The organism is Mesorhizobium sp. L48C026A00, from assembly GCF_000502375.1.
Lineage (GTDB): Bacteria > Pseudomonadota > Alphaproteobacteria > Rhizobiales > Rhizobiaceae > Mesorhizobium > Mesorhizobium muleiense.
In genome coordinates, this window is the sequence record NZ_AYWU01000004.1 from 190,165 (window position 1) to 212,300 (window position 22,136).

Annotated in this window: 20 protein-coding genes; 9 read left to right on the top strand and 11 right to left on the bottom strand. The window is 62.9% G+C overall.

Annotated features, from left to right (window positions below; all coding sequences use genetic code 11):
- Positions 1-166: 166 nt before the first annotated feature.
- From denD to X738_RS51980, 4 genes are all read right to left on the bottom strand, one after another.
- On the bottom strand, positions 167-1,144 hold the full coding sequence (denD, locus tag X738_RS51965) for a D-erythronate dehydrogenase (RefSeq protein WP_023798039.1): 978 nt from the start codon (positions 1,142-1,144) through the stop codon (positions 167-169).
- 1 nt (position 1,145) lies between these two features.
- Positions 1,146-1,352 carry a hypothetical protein gene (locus X738_RS51970; protein ID WP_027153224.1) on the bottom strand — a complete coding sequence of 69 codons (207 nt, stop codon included), beginning with the start codon at positions 1,350-1,352 and terminating at the stop codon, positions 1,146-1,148.
- Between the two features lie 62 nt (positions 1,353-1,414).
- Complete coding sequence (locus tag X738_RS51975; RefSeq protein WP_023798041.1) at positions 1,415-2,380, bottom strand: cation diffusion facilitator family transporter; 966 nt, start codon at positions 2,378-2,380, stop codon at positions 1,415-1,417.
- Positions 2,381-2,508: 128 nt separating this feature from the next.
- The gene (locus X738_RS51980) at positions 2,509-3,195 is read right to left on the bottom strand and encodes a GNAT family N-acetyltransferase (RefSeq protein WP_023798042.1); all 687 of its coding nucleotides are present in this window, start codon (positions 3,193-3,195) and stop codon (positions 2,509-2,511) included.
- Positions 3,196-3,278: 83 nt separating this feature from the next.
- Here X738_RS51980 and X738_RS51985 point away from each other — a divergent pair, with 83 nt between their 5' ends.
- Entirely contained in the window at positions 3,279-4,463 is a 1,185-nt protein-coding gene (locus tag X738_RS51985; RefSeq protein ID WP_023798043.1) for a pyridoxal phosphate-dependent aminotransferase, read from the top strand.
- A 34-nt stretch (positions 4,464-4,497) separates the two neighbouring features.
- Entirely contained in the window at positions 4,498-4,878 is a 381-nt protein-coding gene (locus tag X738_RS51990) for a YciI family protein (RefSeq protein WP_023798044.1), read from the top strand.
- Between the two features lie 191 nt (positions 4,879-5,069).
- On the opposite strand, the gene X738_RS51995 is transcribed toward X738_RS51990, so the two are convergent.
- From X738_RS51995 to trhO, 3 genes are all read right to left on the bottom strand, one after another.
- Positions 5,070-5,825, bottom strand: a complete 756-nt coding sequence (locus X738_RS51995; RefSeq protein ID WP_023798045.1) for an SDR family oxidoreductase — start codon at positions 5,823-5,825, stop codon at positions 5,070-5,072.
- 278 nt (positions 5,826-6,103) lie between these two features.
- Entirely contained in the window at positions 6,104-6,856 is a 753-nt protein-coding gene (locus X738_RS52000) for a tellurite resistance TerB family protein (protein ID WP_023798047.1), read from the bottom strand.
- Positions 6,857-7,100: 244 nt separating this feature from the next.
- On the bottom strand, positions 7,101-8,024 hold the full coding sequence (gene trhO / locus X738_RS52005; RefSeq protein WP_023798048.1) for an oxygen-dependent tRNA uridine(34) hydroxylase TrhO: 924 nt from the start codon (positions 8,022-8,024) through the stop codon (positions 7,101-7,103).
- 193 nt (positions 8,025-8,217) lie between these two features.
- Between trhO and X738_RS52010 the strand changes: the two genes are divergently transcribed.
- A complete protein-coding gene (locus tag X738_RS52010; protein ID WP_023798049.1) occupies positions 8,218-8,856 on the top strand; it encodes a 2-dehydro-3-deoxy-phosphogluconate aldolase in 639 nt (212 codons plus the stop codon).
- A 151-nt stretch (positions 8,857-9,007) separates the two neighbouring features.
- Here the strand turns inward: X738_RS52010 and X738_RS52015 are convergent, their stop codons facing one another.
- Both X738_RS52015 and X738_RS52020 read right to left on the bottom strand, forming a co-directional pair.
- Entirely contained in the window at positions 9,008-10,894 is a 1,887-nt protein-coding gene (locus X738_RS52015; RefSeq protein WP_023798050.1) for a DUF882 domain-containing protein, read from the bottom strand.
- A gap of 375 nt (positions 10,895-11,269) precedes the next feature.
- Positions 11,270-12,793, bottom strand: coding sequence for a sigma-54-dependent transcriptional regulator (locus X738_RS52020; RefSeq protein ID WP_023798051.1), 1,524 nt, complete (start codon positions 12,791-12,793; stop codon positions 11,270-11,272).
- Positions 12,794-12,984: 191 nt separating this feature from the next.
- Here X738_RS52020 and X738_RS52025 point away from each other — a divergent pair, with 191 nt between their 5' ends.
- From X738_RS52025 to X738_RS52040, 4 genes are all read left to right on the top strand, one after another.
- Positions 12,985-14,823 (top strand): M3 family oligoendopeptidase, encoded by a 1,839-nt coding sequence (locus X738_RS52025; RefSeq protein ID WP_023798052.1) that lies wholly within the window; start codon positions 12,985-12,987, stop codon positions 14,821-14,823.
- A gap of 353 nt (positions 14,824-15,176) precedes the next feature.
- Complete coding sequence (locus X738_RS52030) at positions 15,177-15,968, top strand: NADH dehydrogenase (RefSeq protein WP_023798053.1); 792 nt, start codon at positions 15,177-15,179, stop codon at positions 15,966-15,968.
- A gap of 171 nt (positions 15,969-16,139) precedes the next feature.
- On the top strand, positions 16,140-17,285 hold the full coding sequence (locus tag X738_RS52035; protein WP_023798054.1) for an aminodeoxychorismate synthase component I: 1,146 nt from the start codon (positions 16,140-16,142) through the stop codon (positions 17,283-17,285).
- Positions 17,234-17,896: an aminotransferase class IV family protein gene (locus tag X738_RS52040; RefSeq protein ID WP_031254538.1), complete on the top strand. Its 663-nt coding sequence runs from the start codon at positions 17,234-17,236 to the stop codon at positions 17,894-17,896. The genes X738_RS52035 and X738_RS52040 overlap by 52 nt, the downstream gene beginning before the upstream one ends.
- A gap of 110 nt (positions 17,897-18,006) precedes the next feature.
- On the opposite strand, the gene aztD is transcribed toward X738_RS52040, so the two are convergent.
- Together aztD and aztC are read right to left on the bottom strand one after the other, a co-directional pair.
- On the bottom strand, positions 18,007-19,218 hold the full coding sequence (aztD, locus tag X738_RS52045; protein ID WP_306454936.1) for a zinc metallochaperone AztD: 1,212 nt from the start codon (positions 19,216-19,218) through the stop codon (positions 18,007-18,009).
- A gap of 83 nt (positions 19,219-19,301) precedes the next feature.
- Positions 19,302-20,285: a zinc ABC transporter substrate-binding protein AztC gene (aztC, locus tag X738_RS52050; protein WP_023798057.1), complete on the bottom strand. Its 984-nt coding sequence runs from the start codon at positions 20,283-20,285 to the stop codon at positions 19,302-19,304.
- A 358-nt stretch (positions 20,286-20,643) separates the two neighbouring features.
- On the opposite strand from aztC, the gene X738_RS52055 reads away from it, so the two are divergent.
- Both X738_RS52055 and X738_RS52060 read left to right on the top strand, forming a co-directional pair.
- Positions 20,644-21,024, top strand: a complete 381-nt coding sequence (locus X738_RS52055; RefSeq protein WP_023798058.1) for a Fur family transcriptional regulator — start codon at positions 20,644-20,646, stop codon at positions 21,022-21,024.
- 57 nt (positions 21,025-21,081) lie between these two features.
- Positions 21,082-22,086 carry a CobW family GTP-binding protein gene (locus X738_RS52060; RefSeq protein ID WP_023798059.1) on the top strand — a complete coding sequence of 335 codons (1,005 nt, stop codon included), beginning with the start codon at positions 21,082-21,084 and terminating at the stop codon, positions 22,084-22,086.
- Positions 22,087-22,136 lie beyond the last annotated feature (50 nt).

Sequence of the window (22,136 nt, forward strand, 5' to 3'; positions counted from 1 at the left end):
GGGGCTGATCGCAACGCCGGCGCTACTTTTGCAGCGCTGGTGATTGGCAAAACCGTCGATGAGAGCGCCCCTCGCCCCGTTTACGGGGAGAGGATGCCGGCGGGCAGGTGAGGGGCAGCGCCGAGATCGGCACGTTGTGTGTTACCGCTGGCCCGAATATCGACACCTAACCCGCGATCTTCCCGTCCAACTCGTCCTCGATATGCGCGCGGATGATGTCGTCGAAGCTGGTTTCGGCGGCAAAGCCAAGCTCCCTCGACCGCCGCGCCTCGAACCGTGTCGGCCAGCCCTTGACGATCGCCCAGATCGTATCGTCGGGCTCCTCGCGGATCAGTTTCACCGCCTTGGCGCCGGCCATCCGTTCCAGGGCCTCGATCTGCTCGCCGACCGTGACGGCGACGCCGGGCATCGTCAGATTGCGGCGCGGCCCGACGGCGTCGCCGTCGATCGCTGCTGCGTGGATCAGAAAATTCACCGCCGAGCGCGGGCTGGCGTGGGTGTGTGCGACAGAGCGCGGCACCGGCAATATTGCTTCCCGGCCGTTCAACGGCTCGCGGATGATGCCGGAGAAAAAGCCTGAAGCCGCCTTGTTGGGCTTGCCCGGCCTGACGCAGATGGTCGGCAGCCTGATGCCGATGCCATCGAAGAAGCCGCGCCGCGTATAATCGGCGAGCAATGCTTCGCCCATCAGCTTCTGCGTGCCGTAGGAGGTCAACGGCGTCGGGTGGAATTCGTCTGATATAATGTCCGGAAACGGTGCGCCGAACACGGCGATCGACGACGTGAAGACGACGCGCGGCGCAAACCCCGCCAGTCTTATGGCATCGAACAGCGCCCTTGTGCCGTCGAGATTGACGCGATAGCCGAGATCGAAATTGGCCTCCGCCTCGCCCGACACGACGCCGGCGAGATGAAAGATCACGTCTGGGCGCGACGCGACCAGCCGTTCCATCGCGCTCGCCGCGGCGAGATCGCCTGTATGGATGGCGACGTCGACGCCATCCAGTGTCGGCGCCTGCGGCGGCACGATGTCGTGAAGGTCGAGCGCGGCGACCTTCCGGCCGCTGAGCGTTCCATCCTTCGCCAGCCGGGCGATGAGCTTGCGGCCGACCATGCCTGCCGCGCCGGTAATCAAAACACGCATATCAATGATCCTTTTTGCGCTGGCTGCGGCCACGCAACCAAAACACGACGAAAATGGCCACCATGAAGACAGCGGCAATAATAGCGGCAAGAATGGTCGACACGCGGCCGACCGCCAGCATCACGGTTGGCAAATAGTAGGCGGCGATGCCGAACAGCAGCAGCACCCACAGTGCGCCGATCGCCGCATTGCGCGTGTCACGATCCATCACGCGGCCCGGACACGGCGGGGATTCGTCAACTTCGTTACCATGCCATGGAACTCCTGGGATCAGTGATGGTGGCGATGATGCGGAGCCGCATCATGCGCATGGTCGTGCTCGCCATCATGCTTATCATCGGCGCAATGGCCGAATTCCGGTTCTACGGTGGCGTGGGCAATGCCATGCGCGGCAAGCCGCTTCTTGATGGCGCTGACCGCTTTGTGGGCATCGACGCCATCGTTGAGGCAAGCATGCAAGGTCGCCATGTTGCTTGACCCGTCAAGCGACCAGACATGCATGTGATGCACCTCGCGCACGCCGTTCACCGTCCCTTCTATGTCTCTGGCGATCAGGTCGCGATCGAGGCTCGCCGGCACGCCTTCGAGCAGGACATGGGCCGCTTCACGCATCAGCGACCAGGCGGTGGACAGGATCAGCAGCGAGACAAGGACGGACAGGATCGGATCGATAGGCGTCCAGCCGGTCGCCAGGATGATCAGCGCAGCGATGATCGCCGCCGCCGAGCCAAGCAGATCGCCGAGCACGTGCAGGATGGCACCGCGCATGTTCAGGCTGTCGCGGTCGCCGCCATGCAGCACGAAGAAGCAGCCGATATTGACCAGCAGGCCGGCGATCGCAACGACCAGCATCGGCCCGCCGAGCACGGGCGCAGGCGTCAGCAGGCGTTCCCAGGCCTCATAGATGATCCACAGCGCAATGGCGAAGATGGCGATGCCGTTGGTATAGGCGACCAGCGTCTTGACCCGGCCGAAACCGTAGGTGAGGCGAACCGTGGCCGGCCGGCCGGCCAGATGAAAAGCATACCAGGCAAGGCCGAGCGCGATACTGTCGGCAAGCATGTGGCCGGCATCCGCCAGCAGCGCCAGCGATCCCGTCAAGAGACCGCCAAGCGCTTCCACGACCATGAAGCCGGCGGTCAGGCAGGCCGCGATCAGCACGCGTTTCTTGTCGGTCGAGCCGTGCACATGACCGGCGCCGTGGCTGTGACCATGCCCTTGCGAACCATGCGCCATCTGCGAACTCCTGTCAGAGCTGATCCATCCCAGCAGAATCGGGAGGGAGGCTCTGTGTTCTTGTTTGACCATGATCTTTGCCCGAAAACTCGGCCTTCACTTTTCGGGATCGTGGTCCTGGATCATGGTCAGGCGCCGAACTCGGCGCGGAAATCCTCGAGCCGTCGCTTCTGCTGGCGGTCGCCGTCGAAATTGCCCGGATCGAGCCATGCCTCATAGGCTCTGCGCAGTGCCGGCCACTCCTTGTCAATGATCGAGTACCACGCGGTATCGCGGTTTTCGCCCTTGACCACAAGATGCTGGCGGAAAATGCCCTCGAACTTGAAGCCGAAACGCTCCGCCGCGCGCTTCGACGGCTCGTTGCGGTTGTTGCATTTCCATTCGTAGCGGCGATAGCCAAGCTCGTCGAAGATGTATTTCATGAACAGGAATTGCGCTTCCGTCGCCGCCGGCTTGCGCGAGATCAGCGGACCCCAATAGATGTTGCCGATCTCGATCACGCCATAGGCAGGGTCGATGCGCATCAGCGTCTGGCGTCCGGCGACCTTGCCGCTGGCCTTGTCGATGACGGTGAAGAACAGCGGGTCCTCGCTGGCTTCGGCCTTGTCCAGCCACGGCTGGAAGGCGCCGCGGGTCTGCGGCGGATAATCGGGCAGCCAAGCGAAGCGGCCGTCGACATCAGGCACCGACGACGCCTCGAACAGGCCGTCGCCATGGTTTTCGGAACTCAGCGGCTCAAGCCTGACAGTGCGCCCCTCCAGCACCTTGCGCTCCGGCCGCGGGCGCGGTTGCCAATTCTTGAGATTTTCCGACACCCAAAGCTCCAATCCGTTTGACTTTTGCGAAAGGACGCTCACAAAAACGCTCGCTCGGTGAAAGAACCACAGGGACGGGAAAAATGCTCCACACGATTTCGGCCTTCGATCGTCTCGGCGAGGAAAACGCCTTTGCGGTGCTGGCTCGTGCCACCGCGCTCGCCCATCAGGGCCGCGATATCGTCAATCTCGGCATCGGCCAGCCGGACTTCAAGACGCCGCAGCACATCGTCGAGGCCGCGATCAAGGCGCTGCGTGACGGCCACCACGGCTATACGCCGGCCAACGGCCTGCTGGCGACACGCGAGGCGGTGGTGCGCCGCACGCTGACCACAACCGGCGTCGAGGTGTCGCCCGAGGCGGTGATGATCCTGCCCGGCGGCAAGCCGACCATGTTCGCCGCTATCCTGATGTTCGGCGAACCGGGCGCCGAGATCCTCTATCCCGATCCCGGCTTTCCCATCTATCGCTCGATGATCGAGTTCACCGGTGCTGCTCCGATACCGGTGCCGATGCGCGAGGAGAACGGCTTTGCCTTCTCGGCGCAGGAGACGCTGGCGCTGATCACGCCGAAGACCAGGCTGCTCATCCTCAACTCGCCGGCCAACCCGACCGGCGGGGTCACCCCGCGCGCCGAGATCGAGAAGCTGGTCAAGGGGCTGGAAGCGCACCCGGACGTCGCCATCCTCTCCGACGAGATCTACGACGTGATGACCTATGACGGCGAGACGCACTTCTCGCTGCTCAATTTCCCCGAAATCCGCGACCGACTGATCGTGCTCAACGGCTGGTCGAAGACCTGGGCGATGACCGGCTGGCGCATGGGCTGGTCGATCTGGCCGAACGGCGACAAGGGCGCCCACCTCTACGACAAGGTGCGCAAGCTGGCGGTCAATTGCTGGTCCTGTGTCAATGCGCCGAGCCAGTATGCCGGCATCGCGGCCATCGACGGTCCGCAGGACGACGTCGACAAGATGATGCGCGCCTTCGACCGCCGCAGGAAGGTCGTGGTCGAAGGGCTGAACGCTTTGCCGGGCGTTTCCTGCATCACGCCGAAAGGCGCTTTCTATGCCTTCCCTAATGTCTCAAAAACTGGTTGGAAGGCCAAGAAGCTCGCCTCGGCTTTGCTTGAGGATGCCGGCGTGGCGCTGATCGGCGGACCTGATTTCGGCGTTCTCGGTGAAGGCTATATCAGGCTGTCCTACGCCAATTCCGAAGAGAACATCCTGCGCGCGCTGGAACGAATCAAGGCGTTTCTGGGCAAGTGAGGGCGGGTACGCGACCGACGAAAGGAGATGTCAGATGTTCTATGCCATCCTTGCCTATCACGTGGAAGAAGTGATCACGGCGCTGACGCCGGAGGAGGACGCGGCGCTGATGGCCGACCTGCTCAATATCCACGAACGGCTTTACCGGGATGGTAGCCTCGGCCCGGCGGCGCGGCTCGGGGCGACCCAAGACGCGTGCACCTTGCGCGGGCCGGGCGCCGGAATGGTCATTGACGGACCCTTCGCCGAGACCAAGGAGCAATTGTTGGGACTATACGTCGTCGACTGCGCCACGCGCGATGCCGCGATCGCGATTGCGCGCGACTTTCGCCGTGTCAATCCGACGGCCGTCTACGAAATCCGCCCTATTTCGCTATATCTTCCGGGCGTGCCGCTTTCGGTGACGCAGTCCTAAAGCGCATCGCGTTTGAAGGATGCGACGCGCTTTAGTTCTTGTTTTATGCATGTCGTTATCGCAAAACCGCTGCGCACTTTTGCGCGACATGCATTAGCCAAAATTGAACGCCGTCCGGCCGGGTCCCCCGGCGTTCGCCGGCCTTTCATCGTGCCAGTGGCACGATGAATTCGCTTACGCGAACCGGCCGCTCACCCTCGCCCGACATACGGCATCTTCGTCGCCATCACGGTCATGAACAGCACATTGGCGTCGAGCGGCAGGCTGGCCATATGGACGACGGCATTGGCGACCTGCTGGACATCCATCACCGCTTCGGCGGCGATGGAACCATTGGCTTGCGGTACTCCGACCGTCATCGCCTGCGCCATGTCGGTCAGGGCGTTGCCGATGTCGATCTGGCCGCAGGCGATGTCATAAGGCCGGCCGTCCAGCGCCAGCGTCTTGGTCAGCCCGGTAATGGCGTGCTTGGTCGCGGTATAGGGCACTGAGCCCGGACGCGGCGCGTAGGCAGACACCGAGCCGTTGTTGATGATGCGACCGCCCATCGGCTGCTGCCTGCGCATGGCGCCGAAGGCAGCGCGGGCGCACAGGAACGAGCCGGTGAGATTGACCCCGACAATTTCGTTCCACACCTCGACCGGGATCTCGTCGATCAATGTCGACTTGTAGCCCGCGCCGGCATTGTTGAAGAGCAGGTCGACACGACCGAAAGCCGCCGCCACCGTCTCGAACAGATCGTCGACCTGGTCGGCCTTGCTGATGTCGCAGGCGACCGCCAGCGCCTTGGCTTGTGTCGATCCGGCATCAGCGATTGCCTTGTCCAGCACCGGCTTGCGGCGTCCGCAGAACACCGTATTCCAGCCGGCCCTGAGCAGCGCCGTGGCGACGCTCTTGCCGATGCCCGTGCCGGCGCCAGTGACGATGGCTGTTTTGTAGTCTGTCATAACTGTCCTCCTATAGCGCCGCATGCCCGCAAGGACGCTATAGCACCATGATTTTGAGCAATTTTGAATTTGCGCATGATCGCTTCCAAAAATCGATTCCGATTTCGGCTCATGCGCTAACCGGCTGCGACAAAAAGGGCGGCCATTGGCGGCCGCCCTGATCTGAACCGGCTGGGAGGAGGAAAGCCGATCCGACTGCTTAAAATCATGCGCTTCCTGGGTAAACGAGACATTAACGCGAAAGCACGCCGGATTGCCGCTCTCCGCGGCCCTGAAGCCTACCAGCGCGAATTGGCGGTTGCCTTGCCCGATCCCGGCACCTCTGGCGCCGGCACTTTCGCCGCCGACACCGTCGCCTCGACATGGTCGAGCAGGGCATCCGGCAAGCTGAGGCGGCCGGCGAGCAGATCGAGATAGCCGCGTTCGGCACGTGTATTCGGATCGATGGCGAGGCGCGAGGCGGTGTAGAGCTCGAGCTTCTGGGCGTCGGTTTGGGCGCCGGCGACCAGCGTATCCAGGTCGAGCGGCCTTTCCAGTTCCGACAACAGGAATTTCTCCGCGTCGGAGTCGATGCCCGCGAGACTGAGCTTGCCGGCGATCTTTTGCCGTTCGTCGTCGTCGATATGGCCGTCGGCCTTCGCCGCCGAAATCATCGCGCGCACCAGCGTCAGCGTGAATTCGTCCTCGCCTTGCGGCGCCTGCGAGGGATGAAAGCTGGTGTCGGCGGGCGGCGGCAGCAATTCCGGTTCACCGGCAACTTGCGTTTCAGCCGGCGCCTTGCCGTTCTTGTAGTTCTGGTAGGCCTTGTAGGCGAGGCCGCCGACGACGGCCAGGCCGCCGAGCTTCACCGCCGTGCCGGCGACCTGACGGCCAGCGCCGGTTCCGAGCAGCACCGCGGCCAGCGCGCCAGCGGCCAGCGGATTGTCCTTGGCCATTTGCACCGCCTGGCCCCCTTTGTCGCGCACGGTCGATCCGGTTCCGGGAATTTGCGAGCCGAGCAGATCGTTGAGGAGCTTCTTGGGATCGAACATCAGTGCCTCCAGAATTGGCCGGCCGAAAGCGCCGGGCAGGTTTTCGGACGTTGAACAGGTAGGCCCCGCATATGGACATTACAATGACGGATGGGCGCTTTGCCGGCGACGGCACAAACGAGATGATGTCAGGATCTGCCTTGTCCAATGCGTTGGCCGAAAATCGGAATCGATTTTCGGAAAGCACGATTTTGATTCAAAGTGTTAGAGCGCACTTTGTGCGTCCAAGCCGACGCATGTCGCTTTAACGTCCAATGTGCGGAGCCCTGCCTTGCGCTTGCGCCAGCTCGACTTGGCGTTGACGCTCGGCGTAGCGGGCGCGATCCTCGTCGGAACGGGCATCGTAGCAATGCGGGCATGAGATGCCGGCGGCGTATTTCGACGACACCAGGTCCTGCCCGGTCAGCGGATGCCGGCAGGCGCGGCAAAGTTCGGCCTCACCCTCGACCAAGCCGTGCGACACCGAGACGCGTTCGTCGAAGACGAAGCACTCGCCCTGCCAGAGGCTTTGCTCGGCGGGCACCTCTTCGAGATATTTCAGGATACCGCCCTTGAGATGGAACACATCCTCGAAGCCGAGCGACTTCACATAGGCCGTTGCCTTCTCGCAGCGTATGCCGCCGGTGCAGAACATGGCCACCTTGCGGCCGACGAGTTCGGCTCGATGCTGCTCGACCCACGTCGGGAATTCGCGAAAGCTCGTTGTCGCGGGGTCGACCGCTCCCTTGAACGTGCCGATCGATACCTCGAATGCGTTGCGCGTGTCGATGACGATCGTGTCCACATCCGATATCAGCGCGTTCCAGTCGGCCGGTGCGACGTAGGTGCCGGCGCTTGCCGCCGGATCGAGATCCCCAACACCCATGGTGACGATCTCGCGCTTCAGCCGCACCTTCATGCGGTGAAACGGCATCTGCGCGGCGCTGCTGTACTTGACCTCGAGACCGGCGAGACCTTCGATGGATTCGAGATGATCGATGAGCGCGGCAATGTCAGCTTCGCTGCCGGCGACCGTGCCGTTGATGCCCTCATGCGCCAGCAGCAGCGTGCCCTTGATACCACGTCCGCAGCAAAAGGCGGCGAGCGGCGCGCGCAACGCCTCAAAGTCGTCGAGCCGGGCAAACCTGTAGAGCGCGGCAACGCGCAGGGGTTGATTGGGCAGTGTCATCGCCGAAGCCACTAAACGCTCATGAAAGCCGATTCAAGGCCGCCGCGCGGAGCAGCTTCTCCTTTGGTGGCCTTTGACGGCCGGTCTGACGGACTTGCCGGCAGCGCGTGACATCGCGACACGCCTCGCTTCGTGGACAGAAAACCGGCCTTCTGCTAACCGATTGAACGGATCAATACCGGAGAGACGACAAATGCCCAGCAAGACCGAAAAGCTCCTGTCGCTCCTCAACGGCCAACCGGTTATCCCGGTGCTCAAGATCGCCAATCTCGCCGATGCCGTGCCGCTGGCGCGCGCGCTGGCGCGCGGCGGCCTGCCGGCGATCGAGATCACGTTGCGGACCGCTGATGCGCTGGAGGCGATCCGGCTCGTGACAAGCGAGATCGAGGACGCCATCGTCGGCGCCGGCACCATTCTGGACGCCCGCCAGTTCGACGAGGCGGCGGCAGCCGGATCGAAGTTCATCGTCAGCCCCGGCATCACCCGCGAGCTTCTGGCGGTGGCGAAGGACAGCGACGTTCCGTTACTGCCCGGCGCCATCACGCCCGGTGAGATCATGGCCGCCCGCGAGGCAGGCCTGCGCTTCCTGAAATTCTTCCCGGCAGAACAGTCGGGCGGCATCGCCTCGCTCAAGGCATTCGCCTCGCCGCTCGCCGATGTCCAATTCTGCCCGACCGGCGGCATCACCGACAAGAACGCCAGCGACTATCTGAGCCTGCCCAACGTCATCTGCGTTGGCGGCTCCTGGGTGGCGCCGGACGATTTGGTCAAGGCCGGCAAATGGGACGAAATCGAAGCCCTGGCGCTCGCCGCGAGCAAGCTCGGGCGATAGAGACAGCTCTCACCCCAAGCAGACCAATGCATGCCGCGCAAAAGCATGCCTTCGGGCCTGACCCGAGGGCGTGCAGCGGTTTTGCGATAGCGACATGCATAAAAAAGCCGCGCGGTTGCCGGCGCGGCTTTTTTATTGGTTGGTCGATCCGCTACTCGGTCCTGAAGCGGGCGACCGACAGGAACTTGACGGCATTGCCGGTGAACCGGTTGGCGTCGGCCAACTGATCGTCCGCCTGGAAGCCCACGGTATAGACTTCGGTTGGCGGCGTGTGCACGATATTGTAGGCGAAGCGCTGCGCCGTCGTCGCGCTGGAGACGGTGGCGACATTCTCGCCGCTGTTCAACGCCCAGCGCGCCGCCGTCGGCTCGGCGGCGACTACCACGGACTTGGCACCAGGCTTCAGGTCACGGGCGGTTGCCCTGGCTGCCTTGCGGGTGGTCTTCACACCCGTGCCGATCGCCGCGGCCGGATCGGAGCCAGCTGGGCGGGCAAAGACAGCCTCGCGCGGCGATGCGGCATTGCCCTTCGCCAGTTCACCGAGGACCGCGCTTGGCTGGGAGAGCGAAGCGACCTGGTATTCGTCGGTTGCGCTGACCCGTTCGAGGACGGCTTTGACCGCGTCAGACTGGACTGCGGCAGACTGGACCTGGTCAGGCTGGGCCAATTCGGGCTGGGCCAGATCGGGCCGAGCCGACGGCAGCACCGAGAACACATCGGTAGCGGTCTTGCCGTGCCCGGCGGTATCCGCCAGCGCCAGAAGCACAGCCTTGTCCTGCGGCGCAAGGTCGGCCGCTGCAAGGTCGGCCGGCAACGAGTGATTGGGGCGCCAAGTCGGCAACGGAATGTTGTTGGCGGCAACCTGCGCCGCATCGGCGACAACGGACGGCTCGGCCATGCCGAAGGGAGCGTTCGCCGGCGCTTGCGCGGTCGTCACCGCCTGTTCGGTGGTGGCGGTGGCATCCGCCACGCCGAACGGAACGTTTTCGGGCGGCTGAGCGACATCGGCCTTCGGCCGCGGGGCGAAATCGGGCAGCGGCACGCTGCGCGCCGGCAGCGCCGCGATGATCGTTTCCGGCGTGTCCTCCTCCGGTTCCGGAGCAGGCGCATCGGCGATTGGCGGAATCTCGGCGCGCTTCGCATCCTCAGGCGACACGATGGCAATGCCCGGAAGCTTGCTGTTCCTGGCGGCCGGTGCCGGCTTGGCATTCGCCAGCTTCACGCTCGCCGCCTTCACATTGGTTGACTTCGGCGTTGGCGCGGCCACCACATCGGCGCTGTCATCGGTCTCGTCTTCACCGCCGCCGAAGAAAGCCGCCAGCAGACCGCCGGATCTTTTGGCGCCGCCACCTGCGCTGGCCATTTCGATGGCGGGAGCGCCGGCGCCCTTGCGCGCCTTGTACGAGGCGAGCGCCTGTGAATAGCCGGGCAACGGCTTGCCGTCGCTCGGCACATGCAGCGTCTTGCCGTTGGGGAACACGCGCGCCAGTTCCTGGCGGCTGATGCCAGGCCAGTGCCGCACATTGCCGACATCCATGTGGACAAAGGGCGAGCCGGACCTCGGATAATAACCGACGCCGCCACCCTGCATCCGCAGACCGATGTCGCGCAGTTTCTTCAGCGGCACGCCGGGAATGTAGAAGTCCATGGCCTTGCCGAGCGTATGCTGGCTTTTCTTGGCAACGCCCCTGCTGCGGCTGCGCAGCATCGAGTTCGTCGACGACGAGCGATAACCGCACACGACCTGGATATAGTCGCGGGCGCCGCTCTGCCGGTAAGCCTCCCAGACCAGGTCGAGCAGGCGCGGATCCATCTTGGTCGGCTCGTTGCGGCGCCAGTCGCGCAGGATGACGTTGATCTTTTTCAGACCCGCCTGATCGTAGCGGCCGCCGCGCTTGAAGACGATCTCCGCCTTCTCTTTGGTGTGCAGGTTGTAGAGTTTCAGCGAACGTGTCTGGGCGCTGGCGCCGGTCGCAGCCGCTGTAAGGAAGCCAAAGGCGAGAATCACCGCTGCCAGCCATCTCGGCCAGGCGCTCATGTGATAGTGCCGCCCGTTTGTGTGTCGTTCGACTTTGTTCAAATCAAAAGGCCTTGCAGGCTGCCGTTTGTCCCCGGATTTGACCAACGGATGCGGTGGTGTTCACATCCGAATATCGATCCTAATGGTTAATCATCGCTTATTGAAGCCGAAATGCGGTAACACCGTGGCGATATCCCGTCAAAAATATTGCACGGGGTTTCTTGGTAAACTGCTGGTTTAGATCATGTTTCTGGCTTTGCCTGAACACGATCTGTTACCAGACGCCTCAATGCGTGAATACTGCCGGCAAGCGCGTCGCCCGACCGCGTCACGCCCGATCGCGACTGTCGATTGTCCTGATGCCAGGTTGGCAAGCTGGTCCGGGCTTGCCTGTCAGGAAGCAAGCCGGTCGATACGGCCCGTTTCCGGATCGATGCCATATTCCTTGAGCTTCCTGTAGAGCGTCGAGCGGCCGATGCCGAGACGGCGGGCAACTTCGCTCATCTGGCCGTTATAATAGTCGATGGCGAGCTTGATCATTTCGAGTTCGACATCGGCCAGCGCCCGCACATTGCCGCGTTCGTCCAGCGCCCGCAGCGTGCCGAAGCGAGGCTGCGGCCTGGCCGGCGGATCGAGCTCGGCTACAGCGATGCCGTTATCCTCGCCAAGCGGCTCGGTGACCAAAGGCAACGCGGGCAACGCGCCATGCGCATCGAGGTTGACGGTGCCCTCGACCTGCGCCCGAATCTGCGGAAACTCCTCTTCCGTCAGCAGATCGCCTTCACAAAGCACCGAGGCCCGGAAGACGGCGTTTTCCAGCTGGCGGATATTTCCCGGCCAGTCGTAGGCCTGCAGCATGGCGAGCGCCGCGGCCGAAATGCCGTGCAGGCGATGACGTGGACCAGTGGGCGCGACCTTGTCCAGAAAATGCTCGACCAAATACGGAATGTCGTCGCGACGGTCGCGCAGCGGCGGCACGAAGATTGGATAGACGTTCAGGCGGTAGAACAGATCCTCGCGGAACTTGCCGTCCTTGACCTGCTGCAGAAGATTGCGGTGTGTCGCCGAGATCAGCCTGATGTCGACCCTGACGGTCGAACGCCCGCCGACCGGATCGACCTCACCGTCCTGCACGGCGCGCAGCAGCTTGACCTGCACGTCGAGCGGCAGGTCGCCGATCTCGTCGAGGAAGAGCGTGCCCGAATGCGCCTCGACGAACTTGCCGGTGTGTTTTTCGGTGGCGCCGGTGAACGAGCCCTTCTCGTGGCCGAACAGGATCGATTCGACCAGATTGTCGGGGATGGCGCCGCAATTGACGGTGACGAACGGTTTTGAGCGGCGATCGCCACTGCCCTGGATGGCGCGCGCCACCAACTCCTTGCCGACACCGGATTCGCCCTCGATAAGGATCGGGATGTTTGACGCGGCCGCCTTCTGGCCGAGACGGATCACCCGGTCCATCGCCGGGCTGTGCGTGATCATGTCCTTGAAGGTCAGGTGGCCGCCGCGCCGCCGCGACGTGCGCTTCACTTCCCCCTCGACCGCCTCGACTTTGAGCGCGTTGCCGATCGATGCCTGCAGCCTGTCGGGAGATGCCGGCTTGACGACGAAATCGAAAGCACCGTGACGCATGGCCGAAACGACGGTTTCGATGCCACCCTGGGCGGTTTGCACGATGACCGGAACCTGGATGCCGCGCTCACGCATCGCCTTCAGCACGCCGATGCCGTCAAGGCCCGGCATGACGAGGTCGAGGATGACCACCGACACGTCGCGCGCCTTGGGCCCGTCGAGCGCGTCGAGACCGGCCTCGCCGCCATCCGTGATGATCGCGCTATGGCCGAATTTCGTCACCGCCGCCTCGAGCAGCCTGCGCTGCACGGGATCGTCATCGACTATGAGTATGGAACCTGTCATGACTGGTTCAACGATGCTCGCCCAATATGCCCACCCCACTGTGCCCACCCAATGGGGAACCCTATGGATCATCCTGGCACAGGGTTCTAAATAAGATTTCAAAAAACCCGGTGAACGAATTGCTTAGGATTTGACCGGCTTTCTCATCCCCTTGATTCTTTGGCCCTTTGACAAACTGGAAAGTGTCGGCAATGAGCAAGGTTTTTAGTCGGCAGCTTGCGGCGGTGGCGTCCGGTCAGGGCGCGGCGGAGCTCGGTGATCTGCCGGAATGGGATCTCGCCGATCTCTATTCGGGCATGGGCGCCCCCGAGCTGAAACGCGACATCGCCAAGGCGCTCGCCGATGCCATCAGCTTCGAGAGCCGCTGGAAAGGCACGCTCGCCGCCGAGGCGGAGCGTGCCGACAGCGGCAGGCTGGGCGAGGCGCTTGCCGCCTATGAGGCGCTGGAGGAACTGATTGGCCGGATCGTCTCCTATGCGGGACTGATCTACGCCGGCAACACCGCGGATCCGCAGCGCGCCAAGCTCTATGGCGACATTCAGGAGAAGATGACCGACGCCAGCGCGCATCTTCTGTTTTTCGCGCTCGAACTGAATCTTGTCGACGATGCCGCGATCGAAACCGCGCTTGCTGCCGATCCTGCCTTCGCTCACTACCGGCCGTGGGTGCTTGATCTGCGCATGGACAAACCCTACCAGCTCGAAGATCGGGTCGAGCAGCTTCTCCACGAGAAGTCGATTACCGGACGCGGCGCCTGGAACCGCTTGTTCGACGAGACGATGACCGATCTGCGCTTCGACATCGATGGCGAAGAGCTGACCCTGGAGCCGGCGCTGAACTGCCTCCAACACGCCGATGGCGAGGTGCGCCGCCGGGCTTCTGAAGCGCTGGCCGCAACCTTCCGCAAGAATCTGCGCACGTTCACGCTGATCACCAACACGCTGGCCAAGGACAAGGAGATTTCCGACCGCTGGCGCGGCTTCGCCGACATCGCCGATTCGCGTCATCTCGCCAATCGCGTCGAGCGCAGCGTGGTGGATGCGCTGGCCTCAGCCGTTCGTGACGCTTACCCGCGCCTGTCACACCGCTACTACGCGATGAAGGCGCGCTGGCTCGGCATGGAAGTGATGAACCACTGGGACCGCAACGCGCCGTTGCCGGAAACCCCGCACGCGATCATCGGCTGGGACGAGGCCAAGAACACGGTGCTTTCCGCCTATCAGCGCTTTTCACCTGACATGGCGGAGATTGCCCGGGTTTTCTTCGACCGCAACTGGATCGACGCGCCGGTAAGGCCTGGCAAGTCGCCGGGCGCCTTCGCGCATCCGACAGTGCCGTCGGCGCATCCCTATGTCCTGCTCAACTACATGGGCAAGCCGCGCGACGTGATGACGCTGGCGCATGAGCTTGGCCACGGCGTGCATCAGGTGCTCGCCGCAAGCCAGGGCGCGCTGATGGCCTCGACGCCGCTGACACTGGCCGAGACGGCGTCCGTCTTCGGCGAGATGCTGACCTTCCGCTCGCTGCTGGACCAGACCACCGACAAGCGCGAGCGCAAGGCCATGCTTGCCCAGAAGGTCGAGGACATGATCAACACGGTCGTGCGCCAGATCGCTTTCTACGAGTTCGAGCGCAAGGTGCATGCCGAGCGCAAAAACGGCGAGTTGACATCGGACAGGCTCGGCCAGTTCTGGCTGGAGGTGCAGGCGGAAAGCCTCGGGCCGGCGATCAAGCTGCGCGAGGGTTACGAGGTCTTCTGGAGCTATATTCCACACTTCATCCATTCGCCTTTCTACGTCTACGCCTATGCGTTCGGCGACTGCCTGGTGAATTCGCTCTATGCGGTCTATCAGAATGCAGAGCGTGGCTTTCAGGACAAATATTTTGCCATGCTGCGCGCCGGCGGCACCAAGCATCATTCCGAGCTCCTGGCTCCCTTCGGTCTTGATGCCACCGATCCTGCTTTCTGGCAGATCGGCCTTGGCGTGATCGGCGGGCTGATCGACGAGCTCGAAGCTTTGGACAATTGACGCACAGCGCTGAACAGCCAGGTTCGACAGAACAGATTAGCCGCAATGCATATTGAAGGCCATTCTATTCTTTCCCTAAATATCTGTTCTTAAATAACTCTCCATGGAATTTTTCCGTTAGCTTTCCGGAAGCTGTATGATAGCGTCCCGCCTCAAGCTCAGTCGGGCGCGGCCAAATCTTCGGCCGGTCACGGCGCTTCGACGATTGCGACAGCGCCGTTGGCCATGGCAGGAAAGCCGGTCGCCGACAGCGCGATTTAAGCCGGCTGTTCCACGAGCAGCGGAGCCACCATTGAATGGTCCTTGTGCCAAGGTCCCAGGCCACGGCAGATGGATCGGACTGGAGAGAGACAATGGGCACTTTTTTCTACATGCTCCTGGCGTTCCTGGTAGGTGTGTTGGCTGGCTGGTTCATCTGGGGACGCCCGCGTGGCGATCTCGACAGCCTGCGCGGTGACATGGACCGCACCCGCAGCGAGCGCGACAGGCTGCGCGCCGACGCCGACCGCCTGACCCGTGAGCTGGAAGTATGCCGCGGCGCCCGCGGCGACCTGGAGCGGCAGTTGGGCGAGGCGCAAGGCACCAAGGCCGGTGCGACAAAGGCAGCAATCCCGGCACCGCCGGCATTGATGGCGACATCCGCGCCGGCCAACACGACGCCCGCCAACACGACGCCCGCTAAGACGACGCCGGCCAAGACCGGGCCGGCAAAGACCACGTCCAAGAAACCGGCGGCCGGGAAGGCGGCAGCCGCGCCGAAGGCCAGTGCATCGAAAGCGAGTCCGTCGCAGGCAAGTGCGCCAAAACCTCCCGCATCGAAAACCAGTGCTGCACCAAAGAGCGCTGCGCCAGCGGCAAAGAAAGCCGCGACAACAAAGGCGGCGGTGGGCAAAGCCAGCAATCTGCGCCGCCTGATCGGCATCGGTCCGGCCAACGAGCGATTGCTCCACGGGCTCGGAGTGACGACCTACGCGCAAATCGCCGCCTGGACGGCCGCCGACGTCAAGCGGATCGAGGAGACGTTGAACTTCGACGGCCGCATCGAGCGTGAGCGCTGGATCGAGCAGGCGAAACTGCTTGCCGCCGGCGATGAGGAGGAATTCGCGCGCCGCTTCCCGAACGCGGGGATCGGGAGCAACACCTGAATTGCCTGCCGGCATCGAGCACATAAGGGACCGGCGACGCCCGCGAGGTGCCGCCGGTTTGCTTTTGCACTAGCTGCGTTTGCGTCTTGAGACGCCGGTCTCTCGATTGCGCGCGATCGAGCCGCCATATAGAGCGATAGCTGGCGTCATCGATCGCAGCATCCGAGTCCCATGCCCCTGCCCTCTGCAATTTTTCGAAATGACGAGCGCGCTCATCAGCTCGTCTTCGACCAGCCGGCCGACATCATCGTGGCGCATGAGGCAGAGGATTTCCTGCCGGCGCTGGACATTGCGCAGGCCGCGCATGACGCCGGCAAATGGCTGGCCGGCTATTTCTCCTACGAGGCCGGCTACCTGCTCGAGCCGAAGCTCGTTCCGCTGCTGCCGGGAGGACGCCGCGCCCCGCTTGTCTGCCTGGGGATCTTCGACGCGCCTGTCGAACAGCCGGTCGCGCCCGGCGACGCGCCGTCGACCAACGGCCCGATCTTCAATGCGAGGGCCGCCTGGACTTCGGAAGACTATGCAAAACGCTTTGCGCGGCTCCACAATCACATTCGCAAAGGTGATTGCTATCAGGGCAATTTGACCTTTCCGGTTCATGCGCACTGGTCGGGCGATCCGCTGGCCGCCTTCGATGCGCTGACGGAGCGCCAGCCGGTGAAATACGGCGCGCTGATCGCACTCGGCGATCCGGTCGTCTTGTCGCGTTCGCCGGAACTGTTCTTCGAGATCGACGCCGCAGGCATGATCGAGACGCATCCGATGAAGGGCACCGCCCCGCGCGGCGCGACCAAGGCGGAGGACAAGCGGCTGAAGGCGTTCTTGCTCAATGACGAGAAGAACCAGGCTGAGAACCGGATGATCGTCGATCTCCTGCGCAACGACATTTCGCTGATCAGCGAAGTCGGCACGCTGGAGGTGCCGGAGCTTTTTCGCATCGAGAGCTACCCGACCGTCCACCAGATGGTGAGCCGCGTGCGGGCCAAGCTGTTGCCCGACCTCACCATCCGCCGGATATTCGCTGCGCTGTTTCCATGCGGATCGATCACCGGCGCCCCGAAAATCCGCGCCATGGAAATCCTGCACGATCTGGAAGCCACGCCGCGCGACGTCTATTGCGGCGCCATCGGCTGGATCGCGCCCGGCGGCACGATGCGCTTTTCGGTGGCGATCCGCACCATATCGCTCTTTTCCAGCGGCGAGGCCGTCTACAATGTCGGCGGCGGCGTCGTCTTCGATTCGACGGCCGAGGAGGAGTATCAGGAGTGCCTGCTGAAAGCGCGCTACGCGACGGGAACACCGCCGATTTCGAGCTGATCGAAACCATGCGCTGGCAGCCGGGCCAGGGCTTCCTCCGTTTCGACCGCCATTTGGCACGCCTTTATGGCTCGGCGGCAGAACTGGGTTTTGCCTGCGATCCGCAGAAGGTCGGCGAGATGCTCAAGAACGCCGTCGACCGGCCGGACATAGTCTTGCGTACACGCCTGGTCCTGTCGCGCAGCGGCAAGGTGACGGTCTCGGCGCTGCCTTATGAGCCGCACGCAGCCGACAAGGTCTGGAGGCTGCAACTGGCGCGGGTGCGGCTTGATTCAAGCGACACGCTGCTGCGCCACAAGACGAGCCGCCGGGACATCTATCAGCGGGCGCGCGCCGAATATCTGATCAGCCGGGCCGACGAGGTTCTCTTGGCCAACGAGCGCGGCGAACTCTGTGAGGGCACGATCACCAATCTGTTTGCCGATTTCGGCGACGGCGCGCTGGCAACACCGCGGCTCGATTGCGGCTTGCTGCCTGGTGTGTTGCGCGGCGAATTGCTGGACGAAGGCCGCGCCCGCGAAGCAATCTACAGCCTGGATGATCTGAAGTCGGCCAAAGCGCTGTTCGTCGGCAATTCACTGCGCGAACTGATCCCGGCACGGCTTGGCTGAAATTCACCCATTGCTGTGTCTCAACCATGGTTTCCCTTGCGAGTTGGAGAAGATGCGTCCGGCCCGAGAAGGAATGGGCAGGACGCGCGGCAGCCGCTTGGGAGGAGCGACTATTCGCCTTCGTGGGTCTGACCGGAGCCGCCGACGGAAACGATGTTGAAGGGCTTGCCTTCGACGGCAATGTCGCCGGTTTTCTCGAACGACGTCGCGTCAACGACATGCAGCACGCCTTGCAGGGGATCAGTGACCACGATCTTGTCGCCGGCGACCGCGACACGCGGCCTCGGATCGCTCCAGTGACCGTCCATCGAATAGGGGTCGGTCAGCTTGAGCGAGTTTGCGATCTCCCCCTTCACCACGTCGAGTTGGTGAAGCTGGCCGTCCTCGGTGAAGACGTAGGCGAATTTTGCACGAACGGGGTCGATCGCGAAATGCACGCGGCGCGTCGGAAGGTTGATCAGCCGGAATGCGTCGCTGTCGATCGTCGGATCGATCAGCACCACCTTGTCGGCGCCGTAGTTGCCGAGGAAATATTGCAGGCCTCGGCCGCCGATCAGCGTCGTCGTTTTGCCATCCGGCAGGCTGTCGGCATAGGGCAGATGACGGATCGCCGGGCTGCCGTCGCCATGGCTGACGACAAGCAGGCCGGTCGCGCAGGCGAAAGCCAGGATATTGCCGGAAGACGCCTCGCCGTGGAGGTCTGGGCAGGCGTGGATGCCGCCGATCGGCGCGCCGGCCTTGTCAGCGACCCTGATGCCGACCGGGAGTTCGTCCGGCTTCTCCCGGTTCGGCTCCGAAAGCAGGACATGGGAGCCATAGGCGACTGCGACGCCATGCTGCGGCGCGTCGGTCTTCACTTCCCTGAAATCCGGCTTGCCTTCCAGGACCGACTTCTCGGAGATGATGCGCGCGACACCCTCGCCGTCGAAAAAAACGGCGAAGTCTCCGTCATGCTCGACGAAATGCGACGGCTTCTTGCCTGTGATCTCGACGCCGGCAAGTTTTGGCGCTTCGACGTCGATGTCGCCGTGCTCGCCGTGGTCCTCGAAGGAAATGCCGCTCGCGATCCCGGCAACGACGCCGGCCGAGCCCTGCACGGCAAACACGGTCCTGCCGCTTTCGCTGCGATGGAGGGACGCCGGCCCTTTGATCTCAAGCGTGTCGAGCTTTTCGCCATCGATCGCATCGACTACGGTCACCTTCGGGTCCGCGTGATCCGAGATGAAGAGGCGCCATGCGGTCACCTCCTCGGCATGGGCAGCACTTGTTGATAGGGACACAAGCAGCGCGATAGCCGTGGCTGACGCCCAATTTATCGTCACAGTATTCTCCTTAATGTTATTACATACTCTTGGTGATCGATGAAGAGGCGGATTGCACCGCCTTTCCATCACAGGGCTGGCGGTCAGCTTCCGAGGATCGCGCCTTTGATCGTCGTGATGTTGTGCCGCATCATCTCGAGATAGGTCGCAGCCGGACCGTTCTTATCCGACAGGGCGTCGGAGTAGAGCTCACCGCCGACTTTCAGGCCCGTCTCGCTGGCGATCTGCTCGATCAGGCGCGGATTGGTGACGTTCTCCACGAAGATTGCCGAAGCCTTGTCTTGCCTGATCTGTTTGATCAGGGCCGCGACGTCGGAGGCTGACGCCTCGGATTCGGTGGAGACGCCCTCCGGTGCCAGGAATTTTATGCCGTATTCGTGTTCGAAATAGCCATAGGCGTCGTGGGAGGTGATGATCGTGCGCTTGTCCTCGGGGATCTCAGCTACGGCAGCTTTGATCTCCGCTTCCAGTGCCTCGAGCTGCTGGCCGTATGATTCGGCATTGGCCCGATAAGTGTCGCAGCCAGCTGCATCGGCGGCACAGAAGGCGTCGGCGATGTTCTTCACATAGAGTTCGGCATTGTGCACGGACTGCCATGCATGGGGATCGGACTCGCCGTGATGATGGTGCCCTTCCTCATGGCCCTCATCCGCCGCGGCGTGTTTTTCCCCGCCCTCGGCGGCTTGATCCTGATCGTGGTGACCTTCTTCCTCGGTCTTGCGCAACACCTCGGCGCCTTTGGTCAATTCCACGATCGGCGCCTTCGTCGCGCTCGCCTCGACGAGACGCTGGAGGAAGCCCTCGAACTGGAGGCCGTTGACCAGCACCACGTCGGCCGAACCGACAGTTGCCGCGTCGGCCGGCTTTGGTTCGTAGACATGGGCGTCACCATTCGGGCCGACCAGCGTGACGATGTCGACACGATCGCCGCCGACATTCTTGGCGAAATCGGCGATGATCGAGAAACTGGCGACAACCCTGAGGTTCTCGGCAGCGGCCACCGACGGAGCGATTGGCATCGATGTTATAGCGCCTATCACGGCGGCGAGTTTTAGCGTCCTGGACATTCGATCGACTCCTTTGTTCAAGCGGTTCGGGGGGAGATGCGCCGGACGCGTCGCGAGCAGCCGCGCGTCCCGGCAGAGATTAGAAGGCAATGTGGATCGTGCCCGCCGACAAATGATCGCCGGGCCGTACGATCCCATCGAGGCGCGCTGTTGCGGCCCAGCGGCGGGTCTTGAAGCGTCAGGTCTTGAAAGATCACGCAAGCAGCCATTCGATCCATCACCGCGGGAGCCATCGAAGTCAGCCCCGCTCTTGACGAGCCGTTATGTTATGTTATCACGCTCGTCAATCCAAAATGTTATACTATAACTGACGCCCGCCATTGTGCTCAAAACTGCCTGGAATACGAGGGAACAGCGGATGCCTGGACGCAACCAGCAGCTGGTACTCGACGCGCTGACGCGCTCCGAGAGGCCGATGGGGGCCTTTGAACTGCTTGGACTTCTTCGCCAGGAAGGGCTCCGCTCACCGCTACAGATCTATCGCGCTCTGGATCGGCTCGTCGAGCAGGGCCTGGTTCACCGGATCGAGAGCCTGAGCGCGTTTGCGCTCTGCGTCCACAGCGAATGCGGCACCCATGGGCGCGCCGCCTTTGCAATCTGCGCGAATTGCGGACGGGCAAGTGAGGTTCATGACCCGGCATTGGAGCGGGTGCTGCGCCTGATTGCCCGACGGCAGCGCTTCCAAACCAACTCGGCCACGGTGGAGCTTTCGGGTCTATGCGAGGCTTGCGCGCATTGAACAGGCGGTGGCCTTCCGTCTACGGGGCGATCCAATCCGCAACATCCGGAGACGACCATGCCTCTTGAAGCCTCCCAGAAAATGGCCGTCACGGTTCTTACCGGTTACCTCGGGGCCGGCAAGACGACGCTGCTCAACCGCATCCTGTCCGAACAGCACGGCAAGCGTTACGCCGTGATCGTCAACGAGTTCGGCGAGATTGGCATCGACAACGACTTCATCGTCGATACCGACGAAGAAGTCTTCGAGATGAACAACGGCTGCATCTGCTGCACGGTGCGCGGCGACCTGATCCGGATCATTGAGAGCTTGATGCGGCGCAGAGACCGTTTCGACGCCATCCTGATCGAGACGACCGGCCGTGCCGATCCCGCCCCCGTCGCCCAGACCTTCTTCGTCGACGACGATGTCAGGCAGAAGACGAAACTCGATTCGATCATCACCGTCGCCGATGCCAAGCATCTCCTCGGCGAGTTGGATCATGCCCACGAGGCGCAGGAGCAACTCGCCTTCGCCGATATCGTCATACTGAACAAGACCGATCTGGTGGCGCCGGCCGAACTCAAGGCAGTGGAGGCGCGCATTCGCAGGATCAACCCGACGGCTGCGATCAAGCATTCCATACGTTGCAACGTTCCACTCGACGAGGTTCTGGATCGCGGCGCGTTCGATCTGAACCGTGTCCTCGAAGTCGAACCGGACTTTGTCGACGCGGGCAACGACCATGTGCATGACGATCACGTCACCAGCTTCTCTCTCGTCACGGAAGCTTCGATCGATCCGCGCAAGTTCTTGCCGTGGATCCAGATGATCACACAGAAATTCGGCATCGACATGCTGCGCATGAAAGGCATCCTGGCGTTCGAGGGCGATGAACACCGCTTTGTCGTTCAGGCCGTCCACATGCTGCTCGAAGGCGATCACCAGCGCCCCTGGAAAGCGGGGGAGAAGCGCGTCAGCCGCCTGGTATTTATCGGCCGCAACCTGCCCAAAGGCCTGATTGAAGACGGCTTCCTTAAATGCCGCGCCGAAATGGACTCTCAGGTGGCGCTGAATGCATAGGTTCGGCAAGGCCGACGGCAGCGCGCCTTTATCGCATTTGTCTGGCCGAG

Bases quoted from the DNA above. Each gene is read 5' to 3' on its own strand.
- denD (WP_023798039.1), bottom strand. From the start codon at position 1,144: ATGCGTGTTTTGATTACCGGCGCGGCAGGCATGGTCGGCCGCAAGCTC.
- X738_RS51970 (WP_027153224.1), bottom strand. From the start codon at position 1,352: ATGGATCGTGACACGCGCAATGCGGCGATCGGCGCACTGTGGGTGCTG.
- X738_RS51975 (WP_023798041.1), bottom strand. From the start codon at position 2,380: ATGGCGCATGGTTCGCAAGGGCATGGTCACAGCCACGGCGCCGGTCAT.
- X738_RS51985 (WP_023798043.1), top strand. From the start codon at position 3,279: ATGCTCCACACGATTTCGGCCTTCGATCGTCTCGGCGAGGAAAACGCC.
- X738_RS51990 (WP_023798044.1), top strand. From the start codon at position 4,498: ATGTTCTATGCCATCCTTGCCTATCACGTGGAAGAAGTGATCACGGCG.
- X738_RS51995 (WP_023798045.1), bottom strand. From the start codon at position 5,825: ATGACAGACTACAAAACAGCCATCGTCACTGGCGCCGGCACGGGCATC.
- X738_RS52000 (WP_023798047.1), bottom strand. From the start codon at position 6,856: ATGTTCGATCCCAAGAAGCTCCTCAACGATCTGCTCGGCTCGCAAATT.
- trhO (WP_023798048.1), bottom strand. From the start codon at position 8,024: ATGACACTGCCCAATCAACCCCTGCGCGTTGCCGCGCTCTACAGGTTT.
- X738_RS52010 (WP_023798049.1), top strand. From the start codon at position 8,218: ATGCCCAGCAAGACCGAAAAGCTCCTGTCGCTCCTCAACGGCCAACCG.
- X738_RS52015 (WP_023798050.1), bottom strand. From the start codon at position 10,894: ATGAGCGCCTGGCCGAGATGGCTGGCAGCGGTGATTCTCGCCTTTGGC.
- X738_RS52020 (WP_023798051.1), bottom strand. From the start codon at position 12,793: ATGACAGGTTCCATACTCATAGTCGATGACGATCCCGTGCAGCGCAGG.
- X738_RS52025 (WP_023798052.1), top strand. From the start codon at position 12,985: ATGAGCAAGGTTTTTAGTCGGCAGCTTGCGGCGGTGGCGTCCGGTCAG.
- X738_RS52030 (WP_023798053.1), top strand. From the start codon at position 15,177: ATGGGCACTTTTTTCTACATGCTCCTGGCGTTCCTGGTAGGTGTGTTG.
- X738_RS52035 (WP_023798054.1), top strand. From the start codon at position 16,140: ATGCCCCTGCCCTCTGCAATTTTTCGAAATGACGAGCGCGCTCATCAG.
- aztC (WP_023798057.1), bottom strand. From the start codon at position 20,285: ATGTCCAGGACGCTAAAACTCGCCGCCGTGATAGGCGCTATAACATCG.
- X738_RS52055 (WP_023798058.1), top strand. From the start codon at position 20,644: ATGCCTGGACGCAACCAGCAGCTGGTACTCGACGCGCTGACGCGCTCC.
- X738_RS52060 (WP_023798059.1), top strand. From the start codon at position 21,082: ATGCCTCTTGAAGCCTCCCAGAAAATGGCCGTCACGGTTCTTACCGGT.